Raw genomic sequence first — 16,668 nt, 5'->3', positions numbered from 1 at the left:
TTTACAAGTAATATGCTACATCTATTTCGCCCAATTCACTTTAGCAGTCTTTACATCTCTTGAATTTCCGCCAATCATGATCTCAAATTCGCCGGGCTCCCAATCATATTTTAATTCGCTGTTATAAAATTTTAAATCCTCAGTAGTGATGTTAAAAGTTACTGTTTGGGTTTCTCCTGCCTTCAGCATGATTTTCTGAAACCCTTTCAACTCTTTAACCGGACGGGTAACAGATCCTACTAGATCGCGTATATACAATTGCACAACTTCTGCACCGTCGTATTTTCCTGTGTTGGAGATGGTAATACTTGCTTTTAAAGTTTGATTACCTTTCAAAGAAGTACTACTTAACTGTACATCACCATAAGAGAATGTAGTGTAACTAAGTCCATACCCGAAAGGATACAATGGATCATTATTTACATCAATATAATTGCTGCGGAATTTTTGAAACCACTGACCTTCGGCAAGCGGGCGACCGGTATTTTTATGTGCATAATAAATAGGAATCTGTCCCACATTCTGAGGGAAAGTCATGGTAAGCTTCCCTGAAGGGTTCACATCTCCAAACAAAACATCGGCAATGGCCGTACCGGCTTCAGTTCCTCCAAACCACACATTAAGAATTGCGGGTACATTTTTGTCTTCCCAAGTAAGCGTTAACGGACGTCCTGTAAATAATACCAGTACCACGGGTTTGCCAGTAGCTACCAGTTTTTTCAATAACTTCTTTTGTGTATCAGGAATATTCAAATCGGTACGGCTACTGCTTTCTCCGCTAAACTCGGCAGATTCGCCCATGGCGGCGATAATTACATCGGCTTTAGCAGCAATCTCCAATGCCTCCTTTGCCAGTTCATCCTCACTACGTGCATCGCGATTTAATCCTTTACCAAACATTGTAGCTCTTTCTTCCAAAGCCGGATCGGCAGTGAGGTTACTACCTTTGGCATATAAAATCGTTGCTTTATCTCCTAACACCTGTTTCAATCCAGCCAGTACAGATACAGACTTTTCATGCTGTGCGGCTACACTCCAAGTGCCAGTCATATTATTGGCAGCATCGGCCAGCGGCCCCACCAGTGCAATAGTGCCCGACTTTTTAAGTGGCAATGTATTATTAGCATTTTTCAGCAGAACGAAACTTTGTGCAGCAATCTGCCTAGCTATTTTACGATGCTCGGCTGTAAAGATTTCGGTTTTAGCACGATTTTCATCGCAATATTTATAAGGGTCTTTGAACAATCCTAGTTTGTATTTTGCTTCCAGCACGCGACGGCAGGCTGCATCAATCTCCGCAAGGGTTATTTTGTTTTCTTGTAAGGATTTCTTCAATGTTTTCAGAAAACCCTCTCCCACCATATCCATATCAATTCCTGCTTTTAACGCTAATGCCGATACGGTTTGCAAATCTCCTAAACCATGATCGATCATTTCATTAATACCGGTGTAATCAGTTACTACAAAACCTTTAAAGCCCCATTGCTTGCGAAGCACATCCGTTAGCAACCATTTATTAGCAGTTGCCGGAATTCCATCTACTTCATTAAAGGAAGCCATTACGCTTCCTACCCCTGCATCCACTGCTGCTTTATAAGGTGGAAAATACTCGTTATACATACGGATGCGGCTCATATCTACCGTATTATAATCACGACCGGCTTCGCCTGCGCCATAAAGGGCATAATGTTTTACACAAGCTAGAATGTTGTTTCGGGCTTTTAAATCGCCCTGATAACCTTTTACCATGGCTTTGGCAATCATGGAGCCCAGATAAGAGTCCTCACCATTACCTTCAGAAACTCTTCCCCAACGAGGATCGCGCGAGATATCTACCATTGGGCTAAAAGTCCATGCGATACCATCTGCACTGGCCTCGATGGCCGCAATACGTGCTGACTGCTCAATGGCTTTCAAATCCCAGGTGCAGGACAATCCTAAAGGAATGGGAAATACGGTTTCATAACCATGGATTACATCCATACCAAATAGCAACGGTATTTTCATACGACTTTCCTCTACCGCTACCCTTTGTATAGCCTTAATTTTATCCACCCCCTTAATATTAAATAGTCCGCCCACCAGTCCTTTTTTTACGCTGATACCAATATCAGAATTGGTAGCGGTACCGGTAGTAAACTCTCCGGCACTAGGAAGGTTAAGCTGCCCTATTTTTTCATCCAGCGTCATTTTGCTCATTAACGCAGTAATAAAACGATGCATCTCTGCATCGTGCTGTTGCTGAGCAAATCCGGTTTGTAATAATAAAATGACAAATGTTATAACTAATGTGATATTTTTTTTCATAGAGTGCAACTTTTCGCGAATCCATCAAATATTGTAACGAATGCTATCGGGCAGGTTTTTTCAAATAAGGTTTGATAGCCTTTTGCCAAATAGCATACCCTTTTGCGTTCATATGTAAATTATCTTCGACAAATATGTCTTTCATGATGCTGCCATCTTTATTAAACATTAAGGGATAGACATCAATAAATGCTGCATTTTTATCTTTTGCCAGTAATTGCTTAATTCTTTTATTGGCTTCAGAAAACTTGGGTAGCAAATGTTCCCTACTAGGGCTTGGTTTCATAGCCACATAAGCTAAAGGAACAGTAGGATATTTGCTTCTGATAAGCTTATATAATGTATTAAAACGTTCCATTACTTCATCCACTGAAGGATTATCTTTTGCCGCAAAATCATTTTCACCACAGTAAATAACTATCTGACGTGGATTATACGGATAGATGACTTCATATCGGTAGCGAATCAAATCTACCAGACGGGATCCTCCAAAGGCCCTGTTCAAAATTTTATAACCTGGGAAATAGTCATTCACATCTTTCCATTTGGTAAAAGAAGAACTACCTATAAACAAAATCTGATTGGATTCGGGAAAGGCAATGCTATCTTGCTGTTTAAATTTCTGTACATCTTTCCAATATGGAAAAGGCTGTTGTGCTACTGCGTTGTGTGCAAAAAAAATCAGTACAAAGAATACAATCCAGTTAAGTTTTTTCATACTTTATATTTTAATCAAATTATCCTCTTTATATATTAATATGCTTTCAAAAAATAATCCATTAAGGATTAATCCACCTTAATCACTTTGCTTCGCTCACTTACACCGTTCTCATTAACAGCTTGAATACTGAAGTAGTAAGTTCTTTTGGCATCCATTGCTTTCATCCAGTACTCATTATTACTATGCACCATAATACTCGTATAAAGTTTATCAGGATGCGTGCCATAAAAAATATTATAGGCATAAGCATTGTCTACAGGCTTCCATTTAATGAAAGCACTTCGCTTATCTTTTTCAGTTCTTAATACGACGAAGTCTTGAACTGAATCGGGACGCGCCCCATTGCCATGGCCAAATACCCTGAATCCACTCAATGCAAATTTACCTGTAGGCATGTAAATATTCTCAATTTTTATATAACGAGCCTGCACAGGTTTTTCGAGTTGCACATAATCATGAGGAACATCCTTTTTATTATTGCTCTTGTCTACTAGGAGATTCCACCTCTTTCCGTCAATCGAATAGAATAGTTTATACTGATGATACTGGTCGGTTCTTTTACCCAACCTGTCATCATCCACATCCTGATCTGCATAATTAATCTGAATAGCATATACAGTGGATATATTTCCTAAATCTGACTGAAACCACTCTCCCTTATTTCCCGTCTTAGCACTCCAGTAAGTTTTGATTAACTCATCCACAGCATTATTGGGTACATATGCACCAAGTGTAGACGAAGCCTGAACGGGTTTGTTATAATTTAGGAGCATCCACCCAGTAAAGTAAGGAGACAAACCATCTTTTCCATATTCGCTTTTTATATCGGGAGATGGAATGTAATGAGGGTAATCACCAAAGGTAGTATTGCACCACATCACATCATCTTCATCAAATCCCGTAGGCCATATTCCTATTCTGCGTTCAAAAGTATTTTTAACAGAGATTACTGTAGTTGCAACATGCCAGTATTGATTATAATTATCCTGAAAAGTAGCACCATGTCCTGCTCCTCTTACAAATCCACCTAGCTTAATACTTAGCGGATCGCTCTGTGCTTCAAACGGACCTAATGGACCATTTCCCGCCAGCAATCCATCCGCATAACCGCTGAATTCCGTACCCGGTGCACCGTATTGCAAATAATATTTATCCTTATACTTAGTCATATGGGTTCCTTCGATGAAAGGATCGAGAAAAGTATTATCCATATGCTCTCCGAAACGTTGCCATCCATAACGCCAAGATTCCAAGAAATATAGCTCTTTTCTGGCTCCTTGTGGTTTTAATGTTATTCTATCTAGTTCAACGCCATAAATAGGGTACACATTACTGCTTCCGTTGTACATGTAGAGTCGTCCGTCGTCGTCGGTAAAGAAAGCAGGGTCCCAACCTCCGATATCAAAGGAATCCACCAGCGGCTTCCATTCATTGCCCTTAGGATTTGTGCTCATCCATATGGTAAAATCTCTAGTATAGGTGGAGCCCATTACAATCATGGTATCGCCAATAATACCCACAGCAGGTGCGCACAGATCGTCATAAGTTTTATTCCAAGGTCTTAAAAAACTTCTGGAAATAAAGTTCCAGTTCAGCATATCACTGCTCCACCAATAACCCCATTGATTAGTGCTAAATAAATAATAATCCCCTTTATAATTTACGATAACTGGATCCGCTGTAGTACGATGTCTTCCCCAAGTACTGAAGTTTGGAATAGGTGTATATCCGTAATCAATGTTGATCGGATTACAATATGTCTGCCTTTGGGCTACAACTTCAGCACATGAAAAAAAGCACGTCAAACTCATTATCAACAATATTCCATATTTTTTCATAACCATCATTATTCGCTTTTACCTATGAAAGGATAATACTTGATATAGTCAATCACCATTGCTGCAGGAAAAATATGTTCATCTACATCGGGTCCTCCCCAGTTACCACCAATGGCAATATTGAGAAGCAAATAAAACTTTTTATCAAAAGGCCATGTGTTATAATCTCCTTTATGGTCGTTTTCAAAACTAAAGACTTCTCGATCATCGAAGAACCCTTTAATATAATCAGGCGTCCAGTCTACGCGGTACAAATGAAAATCAGAAGTTGCATTTGAAACTTTTTGCTGAGCTGTTTTTTGTGTACCCTGTATATGATTGTATGCAGCTGTATGTACACTAAAATGTACCATACCTTCATCCTTGCCTACATGTTCCATAATATCAATTTCGCCCGACTGTGGCCAACCTCCATAACTCCAATCTGTAGGGAGCATCCATATAGCAGGCCAGGTTCCTACTCCTGCCGGTAGTTTTGCTTTCACTTCTATACGACCATATAAAAAATCCTTTTTGTGCCGAGTAACTAATCTTGCGGACGTATAACGACTCTTAGCTCGTTGCTCTTTTAAAGCAATAATATGCAACATTCCGTTCCTTATAACTGCATTAGTAATAGCATCTGTATAATACTGGAGCTCGTTATTTCCCCAACCATTATCTCCGATATCATAACTCCAGATGGCAGTATCCGGCTGCCCATCTTTATTAAAATGCTCTTCCCATACAGGTTGATCCGCGAAATCAGATGCTCTTCCATACAACTTAGGTGGTGCTGTATTCAAGCAAGCGTTTGTCAACCCCCAATAGCAAAACAACAGAAAAACAAATCTCATTTCCAGCAATGCATTTTATAAAATGTAAGATACATCTAAATTCCCGACTCATCCACACTCATCAAACAATAAAAGCAGGCAAATACAATTTGCCTGCTTTGGAGAGTATACCAACACTAACTACTCATTCATGATTTGTTGTATTTCTGCTTGTGTCAAGACTTTGTTGAATACTCTGAATTCATCATAAAGACTTAAATCGGACTTATGATCCCAATATGAGAATGTAGGACCGCCCGAGCCAAGCTCGATGGTGGTACAACCTGACAACTCTAGCTTAGATGTATACGTTCCAGAAGCAACTTGTACTCCATCTACGTATATCTTGGTTTCGGTAGGTGAAATGGTAACGGTGATGAACCTCCATACACCTACATTAGAAGACATTGATGGAGTCTCAATCCAAGTTTCACCTGTTGAGTTTCCTACATTAATCTTTATCAACTGATTGGCCCCTTCTCTGAACAATCTGAAACCATATCTACGGCTTTCGTCATTATTAGCAATACTTGGATTCCCTACGACTACCAAGCCGGATCTGTCAGGAACATTATTCAGCTTATACCAGAATGCAAAGCTGATTTCGTTATTAGGACCATGCAGTCCTGCAAGCGGATAAGACAGATAAGCATCCGCAGCACCCCTATAAGCTGCCCCTACTTTTCCTTCAGAAACACTTGTAGTGCTAGGAGCTCCATTAATAGTAGGGTTTACAAAGTTGATCAAATCTTTATAGTCCCCTCCTGGATTGAACGGAACATATAAAGTTTCGTTGTCGAGGACCTTGTTGTACTTGGTAATATTAAATGTATAAGATTTTGTTGTGCTTTTACCAGACAAATCAGTAGCAACTATTTTAAACGTATGAGTACCCACACCGAGGTTGGCATAAGTATAGGTCTCTGATATCCCGCGATAATCTATAAAGTCCTCATACGATTTTAATAAAGTTTCATTCAGGTAAATATCCACCTTTGCCAGCTCAATATCATCCTTCACATCAAACTTAAAATCAAAATTAGCAACATCAGTAGTAGCCGGATATTGCACATCTGATGAAGGACTAATGATATTAATGGTAGGAGCAGACTCATCAGGCCCGGGATCTACCTTTGAAATGGGGTCGATGTATCCCTTCTTGCAGGCCATTAAGGACAGCGATAGCAGAATTCCTGCAGTTATATGTTTAAACACAGTTTTCATATATCAAATGTTTTATCATTTTTAAATAAGATTGGATTAATGCTCAGGATGCGTGTCTGCATATTGTTTCAGCAAAAAGCTTTTATCCAATGCCGCTAATGGATAAGGGAGGTACTTTTTATTCATAGCAAAAGTTCTACCATCGTAGCTCAACTCTGTTGTGTTTTCGAGGCGAATCATATCATAGAATCTAATTCCCCATTCCATTGCCAATTCGGCGTATTTTTCATCCATCACCTGTTGGCTTGTTACACCGCTTAATGCAGGCATACCAGCTCTGGTCCGTACTAGATTTACTGCTGCATCTGCGCTTCCTGCTCCTGCAGCGCCCCCTCTTGTAACAGCTTCTGCATACATCAACAATATTTCGGCATAACGAATACAGATGTAGTTTTTGTTGCTGGCATATCCTGTTCTTCCTGGAATGTTTTCTACTGAAGGCAGGTAATGCTTTCCACTAAAAAAGTACGCCCTCGGATTATCCAGAAAAACATCACCTTCCTGTGTAGTATTAGATACCCATCCAGGAAGTGTCGCATAAGCAGGATCTGCCTTGATTCTATCAATTCCAGAGGGAGTAAAAATGACACTCGTTTGCAGACGAATGCGCTCACCACGGCTAAGCATAAATTTGATATACTTATCACTTGGTTCATAAAAGCCCCATCCTGTAGTTACAGTACTTACAACAGGATTCCAGGCCGGAGGTCCGAAGAACGCACCCAGATAGTTGCGGCTTTCTCCCGAACCAGTATTAAAATCAGAATACTGCAACTCCAAAAGGTTTTCATTGGAAAGTTTTCCTGCAGTTTTGAACAGCTTATTGAAGTCGTTGTGTAAGCTGAATTTTCCAGAGTTGATAATGAGGGCAGTGGTAGCAGCCACACCGGGATAATCTTTCAACTCTTGCTGGGCCATTGCTTTTATCGCTAATGCAGTATATTTTGTTACACCTCCTTTCAGGTCGGTACGTTGATTCGGATGCATATCAGGCAATTTGGAAGCTGCATCATCCATATCCTCAATAATCCATCTCATGATATCTTCCTTAGGCAATACCTCAAGAGCAGCCTGATCGGTAGAGGCCACCTTGAATACACCACCCCAAGTTCTGGATAGCTGTAGTGTTATAAAAGCCCTCAACACTTTACACTCGGCAATGTACTGATCGATTAATGAGGCATTCACTCCATTTTGTTTGAAAATTTCCAATTGCTCCATCTGGGCTGTAATCTGCAACACATTTTGAAACATACCGTCCCAAGTACTATTCAGCATCCAATAGTTGGCATCGTAATTAAATAAATCGATATCATGATAGGGTTCCTGGTCATACGGAGCTGATTTTCCTCCACCAGAATTGACGTCATCACCTCTTACCTGAAGCAAGGCCAGTTGTTCCCAATAAAAGTTTAGAAAAGTGGAATATGCCCCCACCAATGCGGCTCTTGCGGCGCTGGGGTTGGTATAATCGACATCACCTCCTACTGTTTCCAACTCTCGGGGCGCATTAAGTTGCTTATTGCAACTTATAGAAAGCATTACTATGCTTAACAGACCTAATATGTAAATTTTCTTTTTCATTGGTTCATTTTTTAAATAATCGGATGAAAACTTTAATGCTAACAATCACTCATGGCTGATAACATCTTTTTCATCTTTTGCTACTAATATTTTTAGAACTTCACACTCCAGCCTAATGTAAATACAGCAGGAATTGGGTAGGTATCTAAGTCAACACCATCGAATCCCACTTCAACATTGGTAGATTTACTTTTAGACCAGATGAACGGTCTGTCTGCAGTAAAGCTGAAGCGCATTTCAGGAATTTTATCGTTTTTGGGAATGGTATACCCCAGCTGTACGTTCTGTACTCTGAAGAATTTACCATCCTCCAACCAGAAACGAGAGTTTCTCTGGTTCCAACCGGTTCTGTAACCTTCGGAAGAAGGATAGCTATTGGTGGTTCCCTCTCCATGCCATCTGTTTTCAGCCAATTGGGCATCAATATTTCTGCCTGCAGTTCTGAACACTTCGGCACGGCTTCTATTTAAAATGATATTTCCTCCCTGACCATAGACGCGAAGAGAAAAGTCAAATCCTTTATAATCCAGACCCAGATTCGCACCATAATAATAAGTAGGAATTGGAGAGCCCAGATAAACGCGGTCATTAGCATCCAGTACGCCGTCACCGTTCACATCCCTGAACTTGAAGTAACCTGGTTTTACAGTTCCGGGTGCTGCAGCATTTGCAGCTCTTGCAACTGGATCTGCATCTACTTCTGCTTGATTTTGATATACCCCTACTATATCCCAACCATAAAACACATCAAACGGCTGTCCTACTACTAATCTTTGTTGGAACTCAGCCATACCTCTATTTAGGAAAGGCTGGCCAGCCAGATCAGTAATTTCATTATGCAGTGTGCTGAAGTTTCCGCCGATAGTATAGCCGAAGTCATTTGAAATTTTACCTCTCCAGTTTACCGATACCTCAATACCACTGTTACGCATAGAACCCACATTCATGTAACTGGTTTCGCTACCCACCTGAGGTAATACCGGAATAGCAAGATTTTTTGTGTTTTTTACGAAGTAATCCACATCAATAGTTAACCTTCTACGAAGCATTTCTAGGTTAAGCCCTACGTTTAACTCTTCATTAAACTCCCATCCTAATCTATCTTCATAGGTAGAGAACATAAATCCATCCACTCTGGTATCGTTAAATACACTCCATGTAGCGGTAGCACTTTTAGCCCTAGCAACAGGCACGTTACCGTTTGCTAGGCGACCCCAGCCTGCTCTAAGTTTCAGGAAGTTGATAGCTTCTACATCTTGTAAAAAGTTCTCCTGAGAAACAATCCAAGCCACACCCACAGAAGGCAGGGTAATATCTCTTTGCTGGTTGTACTTATTAGCTGCTTCATTTCTTAAAGTAAAGTAAGCGATGTAACGGTTCTTAAATTTGTACTGCAAACGACCAAAATAAGAACGACTATATACACGGCTAGGCGTAACACCATCCCCTGCATCACGCGTTTCTCTTGTTTCGGGAGAGGTATTATTGATATACCAGGTTTGTTTGCTTTCTCTGGAGAAGGGACTTCCTTCATAGAAATAACCTTTACTCCATGAGTAGCTGAGTTTTTCATCTCTGAATGAGAAACCGGCCATGGCTGTAAGATCATGGTCGCCCAAAATTTTATTATAAGTGAGTACATTATCGAATGTATAGTTTTCCTCCAGCACATTGGAACGGGTAATGGATGAGTTGGCCAAAGATCTTTGATAAGCCTCATGGATATAATAAGGTAAATCCATCAGACGGTTATTATCGTTCCTATTGTTGTAAGAAAGACTGGTTTTAAAGTTCAGCTCTTTAGGAATAATATGAAAATCGCCATATACGTTTGCTGTTACTCTTCTTCTTTCTCCCAAACGATCGATATTATACATATTGGGAAAAGGATTCTGATGGTCTCGATAACCTATATCACGTGCAGAAGAGTAAGGAGCTGAGTATACAGTTTGACCTTCATAATTGGGGTCCAGCACAGGCAAAATAGGTACAGCATAATAAATTTCTTGCCAGGGACCGCTATCATCATAACGCTCACTTTTACTATACACCAAACCAGACCCTAAGGTCAGCCATTTCTTCGCTTTTGCTTCGAGTTTAAGTCTCAAATTATAACGCTTATAGCTATTCTTCATATTTAATATACCGTCCTGAGTGAAAAAGCTTCCTCCAACGGAGTAAGAGACTCTTTCCGAACCTCCATCAACAGAAACATCGTGGTTCATAATCGGAGCTACTCTTAAAGCTTCTTTATACCAGTCGGTATTAACATCTGGCAACTCAGGATTGAGTCGGCTACGTCCGTAACGCGCTATTGCCATGTTCACACTTTCGATTTCGGCGTTGGAACCCGACTCTTTTGCAAAGCGTACAAACTGTTCCGCATTTGCCATCTTAATAACATTGGTGGCTCTTTGCCATCCGTAGTATCCTGAATAGGTAATCGATGCATCTCTGTTATAGCGGCCCCCTTTGGTGGTAATCACTATTACACCGTTAGCGGCTTTATAACCATAGATAGCTGCAGAAGAAGCATCTTTCAAAATTTGGAAGTCTTGAATATCGCTTGGTGATAAAAAATCAATATTATCCACGAATACCCCATCCACAACGTATAGAACACTTCCTCCATAGAGTGATTTGATACCGCGAATATTGATTTCTGGAACATCTCCAGGACCTCCAAAACTGCTGATTTGTACACCCGTTACATTACCTTGTACTGCATTCAACAAAGCACCATTTGGAGTTTTTTGCAACGTCTCCGGAGAAACGGTAGCAATGGAACTGGTTACATCTCCCTTGCGGGCGGTACCATAACCGATTACTACCACTTCATCCATTCTACCCTGTGTTTTCACCAAAGTAATATTTACTTCAGTTGCCCCACTTAATGCATACTCCTGTTCCTGATGCCCCACAGAAGAAAACACCAATACCGCATCGGCAGAAGGAACCCTTAAAGAATAAAATCCCTCAGCATTGGTAGTAGTTCCGATGTTGGTCCCTTTCACTTGAACGCTTGCTCCGGCTAAAGGCGTTCCATCATCGCTAGTAACTCTACCTCTGACTTCGATGTTTTGCTCTTGATAATACAAGGGAACAGTTAGATGAGTTACAAGAGAAGCTTCGGAAAGCTTCGTCATTCCTGTTAGACTAATAATTAGCATTAGTCTCCAAAATAGAATTGTTCTCATAGATAATATTTAATTTTTATAGTATAAATAAGCTCAGAAGCCACATCAGACTTCCGGTTATCGTTGTCCAATAGTTGAATTACTGTCAGTCTATTTTATTTTCATCGGATTATCCAGTCGCAATCGTATTACTTTTCATACAAGCTTTTGTTTAGGTACAGATACCAACTATCCGTTAACAGTTCTAAAACTCAATTCATATATGGACTGGTAAATCCTATTTTTTTTAATCCGCTCTGAACTTCCGGGATGCTCATAAATAAATTCCACAATAAACCTGTTCGATAATTTTCGATCATCACAACAATAGGTCCCTGATCTATAGCCAAATGCGATTCTGCAAACCAGTTTTGTGTAAGATTAAATGCATCCTTAAAGCCATATTCACTCCACAATTGATCTCCCAAATCGACATAAAAATGGCGCAATGCTTTCATCGACTTATCAGGCGTATAAGGGAATGCGGAAAGTGCTGCCGTAGGTGTAATAGTGCCATGATCATTGGTGGGCGAATGAGCATTGTAACCATTGTAGGTATCACTAGCTGTAAGTCCCCAGCAATTTTCGCCATAACCTTTAAATCCTTTAGGATTATCCACACAGTATGAATAATTAATCAAAGTATGGTTTTGATTTTGCTGCCAGTAATCGGCATACCTGTCTTTCAATCCCTGCGGACTCAGCCCTAAAAATGAATAGTGTGAGAAAAATAATGGCCCACCATAATCAAAACCTAAGGGAAGTACATAATTATAGAAAGTTTTCCCATTGTTGAAAAAACTGCTCTGCGCCCATCCTTTGTGATAAACATCGGCACTTACCGGATAACGTGTTGCAGATGCTGCTAACACATAAGTTATCAAACATTCATTAAATCCACGAATCGGAAAATCCATCGCCCAACCGTTATTAGGACTCCAATGCCAGTATAGTACATCACGGCCATCGCGTGTAAACCAGTTCCATTCTATATCATTCCACAACCCTGTGATGCGATTTCGCAATTCACTTTCTACTTTATTGTTCTGATTAAAATATTGTCTGGCGCATAATAATCCCTGAAAAAGGAAAGAAGTTTCTACCAAGTCAGCCCCATCATCCTTACGACTAAAGGGAATGGTTCTACCAGTTTCACCATTTAGCCAATGTGGAAATACACCGTGATAAGAATCTGCCTTATACAAAAAGTTAACCATCTTCAATAAAAAGCGAGCAGCTGTATCTCGTTCGATCCATCCACGATTCACCCCCACAATAATGGCCATTACACCAAATCCTGTACCTCCGGTGGTTACCACTTCATGTCCGTAATGGAACGCCTCATTGCTTCTCTCTCTGGCCATACCGCTTACAGGATGTGCAAAATCCCAGAAATATCGCAAGGTTTGCTTCTGTACCAAATCTACCAATGCCGAATCCGAAATGTTTTTATCAATCTTCAACGTGTACGGAATAGCATGGCTCTTTACAGCAGGTTTTTGTGAGAAAGACGAAAAACCTGTAACAATAAAAAGAATGCTAATACAAAAAATCCTCATCATCTTTTACAATTTTTATTATTCTACAATCCCGGAGCATTAAAACCCAGCTTCGATAATCCGTTTTTCACTTCAGGAGCACTCATAAACAAATTCCATAGCAAGCCGCTCCGATAATTCTCGATCATCACAATGATGGGTCCCTGATCGATAGCTAAAAAAGCATCATCAAACCATGGTCCATCATTCTTCATTACGTCGAGTGTAAACGCGTCCACAAAACCATATTCTTTAAACAACTTATCGCCCAAAACATAGTAATAGAAATGCAAAGCCGCCAACGATTCTTCGGGTGTGTACGGCATAGATGATATTGCAGCCGTAGGAGCAATATAACCTAGATCATTACTAGGAGAACTGGCAGCATAGCCTCCTCGGATGTTACTAGCCGTCAATCCCCACACCGAATCACTATAGCCGTAATAATCTTTAGGATTGGCTTTGCAATAATTATAATTGATCAACGTATGATGGCGATTCTGCGTCCAATAATCAGCATAGGCATCGCTAAGTTCATAAGGCTTTAATCCTAAGAATGAATAATGCGCGAAAAATAGCGGCCCGCCTAAATTAGGTCCCAAGGGCAAAGTATAACCATAATAAATAGTACCGTTTCGGATACCTCCGTTTTGCGCCCAACCATTATCGTATACCGACTTGGCGATACTATAATTTTCTGAACCGGCAGCTAACACATAGGTAAGCAAACATTCATTCCACCCTTGAATTTTAAGATTCATTGCCCATGAAACAGTAGGACTCCAGTGCCAGTATAACACATTATCGTTTTCCTTCTGAAACCAGTTCCACTGTACTCTGTTGACAATAGTATTGATATCGTCCCTCAACTGTACCTCCTCTGCCGTCATGCCATCAAAGTACTGTCGAGCACACAATAATCCCTGCACCAAAAAAGCAGTTTCTACCAGATCGGCGCCATTATCATTGGAACTGAAAGGAATCACCTCGCCTGTACTACCGTCTAGCCAATGTGGATACACCCCATGAAAATGCTGTGCCGTATTTTTCAAAAAAGCAATCATGGTCTGCAATCGGTGTAGCACCTCGGCTTTGGTTTTAAAACCTCGCTCTGCTGCAACAAGCAAAGCCATAATTCCAAACCCGGAGCCTCCAGTGGTGACAATCTTAGAATCATGCTTAGTACCTTCACGTATTAGGCCGGAAACAGGATGTGCAAAGTCCCAGAAGTACTTCAACGTTCTGCGCTGAACGGTATCGAATAAAGCTTCATCTGAAATCTTCGGAAACTTGCGCGAAGAATCCATCTTGGTTACAAAACTACCTGTGAAACCTCCAGTCATAGTTCCACCTGATACAGACTGAACATCCTGATTTACGATGATATTAAACCGGGTCAGGAATGACAGATTATTTACCGGCTGTAAAATGATGGCCGAATCATTATTAGAAAGAGCTTTATTAACAGATACCATAGAGCCTGTTGCAGTAACTAATGATACGGCATTCAGAGATGAGGCTGCTAATGGTTGCGAAAAGCTCAATTTAATCTGAGGTTTCAGACTAATGTTGTAACGAGCGTTATTAAGATTTACACCATCAACAGTAACATTGTTAAGGGTGGGCACCTTTGGGTCGACTGAGGGCGGCGGCGCTACAACATCACTCTTACTCCCGCAGGAATAAACAAGCAATGATGCAATAAGCATGCAACAAACAATACTATTTTCAAATCTCTTATACATATGCATCATTATACTCTCCCAAATATTTTTCTATACTTATCAGTTTTAAATTGCAATGGCTTATCGATTTATCGCATTCTTATATATCAACAACAGTAACCATTCACTACAAAAAATCATTTCCTTATATTTTAAAAAACGCTAACAGTCTTCTACTTTAATTCGGGTAGCCCGGATTTTGTGTCAATACGTTCTTACTTAAGTCAATCTGGGTTCTGGGTATCGGTAGCAATACATCCCTGTCATTACGAAAATTGGTTTTCCCCACAGCATGCAAAGTTTGTTCAGCAATGCCCCATCGAACTAAATCGAAAAATCGATCATGCTCCATAGCAAGTTCGGCCCTACGTTCTCGCCGAATAGCCTCACGTAACTCAGCCTGATTATCGGTAGTAATATCAGGTAATATACTATTGTTGCCGCCTCGTGCACGTGTTCTTACTGTGTTCAAAGCAGTACGTGCAGCAGCGATATTTGCCGCGCCTCCCAGTTCATTGGCTGCCTCCGCATACATCAATACCACATCAGCATACCTAAGTATCCTAATATTCATCCAATTACCTGATAAGGAACCTACGGTTCTTCTCATTACTGGACTGGTCAGTACTTTATGATTATACATGAGGTTAGGTAAACCAGCTGGTAAAATTTCTCCATATAGGGATATGGCACTATCGCCGGTTGTATACAATATTGTTCTTCTTCTACGCGGGTCTCCGGCCTCATACGAAGTATCCAAGTTGCGACTGGGCGTATACCACCCCCAACCCATATCCCAATTACCAGTACCTCGTACACCCATAATGGATGCGTATTGCACACCATTGGCAGTGGGAGTTACAAAACTTGCTGTAGCTTGTACCTCGAATACAGACTCGGAGCTGTTTTCACCTTCTTCGGTAAAGATTTTGTCGTACGGAGTATTCAAATTGTATTGACCGGATTTCATTACCAGGTCCGCGGTAGCCATTGCCTGAGCCCATTTCTTTTGAGTTAAATAAACTTTTGCCAGCAAACCGTTAGCTGCGCCCTTTGTAAGTCTACCAGGAAACTTTTCCGCATCCCAAGTAAGAGGCAAGTGTTGTGCGGCAAATTTCAAGTCTTCTTCAATAAAAGCGTATATCAGCTCTGGGCTGCTTTGGGGTACATTACTTTGCGCTGCAGGATCATCAAACACTTGATCGATCAATGGCACTCTACCAAACAAGCGCACCAACATGAAATAGCCATACGCTCTTAAAAATCTTGCTTCACCCTCTGATTGTTTTTTAATTTCTTCAGAAGCATTGACGGTGTTACTATTCCTTATCTGACTAATGGCAATATTAGCCTTGTTAATTAGATTATAATATCCCACCCAAAGCGTATTCACAAAAATATTGTTGGGTTGTACGGGAAAATTATCCATATCAATAGCATCAGCACCGCCATCAGAAGGGGTGCTTCCTTTATCGCCATCATCGCTTCTTATTCCTGTAGCACAAATGAACGCCTGACTATGCACATTAAAGCTTCGTAGCTCCGCGTATATTGCAAATAGATAAGTATCATAGGGGCCCGTACCACTCGGATAAGGATAAGTATCACTGGTATATTTTCCTTGTGGGTTACGATCCAGAAATCCTTTTTTACAACCTGCACAAACCAACGATGTCACTAAGAGACACATCATCAGTTTTAAAAAGCAAGTATATGTTATATAAGATTTCATACGATACTG

Annotated in this window: 10 protein-coding genes; all 10 read right to left on the bottom strand. The window is 40.5% G+C overall.

The window, feature by feature from the left end; genetic code table 11:
- Nucleotides 1–21: 21 nt before the first annotated feature.
- The 10 genes from bglX to PIECOFPK_RS04100 all read right to left on the bottom strand — a co-directional run bounded on the left by bglX (nucleotide 22) and on the right by PIECOFPK_RS04100 (nucleotide 16,659).
- Nucleotides 22–2,307, bottom strand: coding sequence for a beta-glucosidase BglX (gene bglX, locus PIECOFPK_RS04145; RefSeq protein ID WP_409966578.1), 2,286 nt, complete (start codon nucleotides 2,305–2,307; stop codon nucleotides 22–24).
- Between the two features lie 43 nt (nucleotides 2,308–2,350).
- Nucleotides 2,351–3,025, bottom strand: a complete 675-nt coding sequence (locus tag PIECOFPK_RS04140; RefSeq protein ID WP_330973144.1) for a GDSL-type esterase/lipase family protein — start codon at nucleotides 3,023–3,025, stop codon at nucleotides 2,351–2,353.
- 68 nt (nucleotides 3,026–3,093) lie between these two features.
- Nucleotides 3,094–4,866 carry a family 43 glycosylhydrolase gene (locus PIECOFPK_RS04135; protein WP_409966577.1) on the bottom strand — a complete coding sequence of 591 codons (1,773 nt, stop codon included), beginning with the start codon at nucleotides 4,864–4,866 and terminating at the stop codon, nucleotides 3,094–3,096.
- An 8-nt stretch (nucleotides 4,867–4,874) separates the two neighbouring features.
- Nucleotides 4,875–5,702 (bottom strand): glycoside hydrolase family 16 protein, encoded by an 828-nt coding sequence (locus PIECOFPK_RS04130; protein ID WP_409966576.1) that lies wholly within the window; start codon nucleotides 5,700–5,702, stop codon nucleotides 4,875–4,877.
- Between the two features lie 120 nt (nucleotides 5,703–5,822).
- Nucleotides 5,823–6,905: a LamG domain-containing protein gene (locus tag PIECOFPK_RS04125; RefSeq protein ID WP_409966575.1), complete on the bottom strand. Its 1,083-nt coding sequence runs from the start codon at nucleotides 6,903–6,905 to the stop codon at nucleotides 5,823–5,825.
- 36 nt (nucleotides 6,906–6,941) lie between these two features.
- Nucleotides 6,942–8,489, bottom strand: coding sequence for a RagB/SusD family nutrient uptake outer membrane protein (locus tag PIECOFPK_RS04120; protein WP_409966574.1), 1,548 nt, complete (start codon nucleotides 8,487–8,489; stop codon nucleotides 6,942–6,944).
- 92 nt (nucleotides 8,490–8,581) lie between these two features.
- On the bottom strand, nucleotides 8,582–11,686 hold the full coding sequence (locus PIECOFPK_RS04115; protein ID WP_409966573.1) for a SusC/RagA family TonB-linked outer membrane protein: 3,105 nt from the start codon (nucleotides 11,684–11,686) through the stop codon (nucleotides 8,582–8,584).
- A 191-nt stretch (nucleotides 11,687–11,877) separates the two neighbouring features.
- Nucleotides 11,878–13,227, bottom strand: coding sequence for a glucoamylase family protein (locus PIECOFPK_RS04110; protein ID WP_330973139.1), 1,350 nt, complete (start codon nucleotides 13,225–13,227; stop codon nucleotides 11,878–11,880).
- A 20-nt stretch (nucleotides 13,228–13,247) separates the two neighbouring features.
- Nucleotides 13,248–14,948: a glucoamylase family protein gene (locus PIECOFPK_RS04105; protein WP_330973138.1), complete on the bottom strand. Its 1,701-nt coding sequence runs from the start codon at nucleotides 14,946–14,948 to the stop codon at nucleotides 13,248–13,250.
- Between the two features lie 157 nt (nucleotides 14,949–15,105).
- Nucleotides 15,106–16,659, bottom strand: coding sequence for a RagB/SusD family nutrient uptake outer membrane protein (locus PIECOFPK_RS04100; protein WP_409966572.1), 1,554 nt, complete (start codon nucleotides 16,657–16,659; stop codon nucleotides 15,106–15,108).
- Between the last annotated feature and the right edge of the window lie 9 nt (nucleotides 16,660–16,668).

This window comes from Chitinophagaceae bacterium C216 (assembly GCA_028485475.2).
Lineage (GTDB): Bacteria > Bacteroidota > Bacteroidia > Chitinophagales > Chitinophagaceae > Niabella > Niabella composti.
This window is presented reverse-complemented; position numbering and strand designations above follow the sequence as displayed.

Excerpts from the sequence above, each read along its gene's own strand:
- bglX (WP_409966578.1), bottom strand. The coding sequence starts at position 2,307 with ATGAAAAAAAATATCACATTAGTTATAACATTTGTCATTTTATTATTA.
- PIECOFPK_RS04140 (WP_330973144.1), bottom strand. The coding sequence starts at position 3,025 with ATGAAAAAACTTAACTGGATTGTATTCTTTGTACTGATTTTTTTTGCA.
- PIECOFPK_RS04135 (WP_409966577.1), bottom strand. The coding sequence starts at position 4,866 with ATGAAAAAATATGGAATATTGTTGATAATGAGTTTGACGTGCTTTTTT.
- PIECOFPK_RS04130 (WP_409966576.1), bottom strand. The coding sequence starts at position 5,702 with ATGAGATTTGTTTTTCTGTTGTTTTGCTATTGGGGGTTGACAAACGCT.
- PIECOFPK_RS04125 (WP_409966575.1), bottom strand. The coding sequence starts at position 6,905 with ATGAAAACTGTGTTTAAACATATAACTGCAGGAATTCTGCTATCGCTG.
- PIECOFPK_RS04120 (WP_409966574.1), bottom strand. The coding sequence starts at position 8,489 with ATGAAAAAGAAAATTTACATATTAGGTCTGTTAAGCATAGTAATGCTT.
- PIECOFPK_RS04115 (WP_409966573.1), bottom strand. The coding sequence starts at position 11,686 with ATGAGAACAATTCTATTTTGGAGACTAATGCTAATTATTAGTCTAACA.
- PIECOFPK_RS04110 (WP_330973139.1), bottom strand. The coding sequence starts at position 13,227 with ATGATGAGGATTTTTTGTATTAGCATTCTTTTTATTGTTACAGGTTTT.
- PIECOFPK_RS04105 (WP_330973138.1), bottom strand. The coding sequence starts at position 14,948 with ATGTATAAGAGATTTGAAAATAGTATTGTTTGTTGCATGCTTATTGCA.
- PIECOFPK_RS04100 (WP_409966572.1), bottom strand. The coding sequence starts at position 16,659 with ATGAAATCTTATATAACATATACTTGCTTTTTAAAACTGATGATGTGT.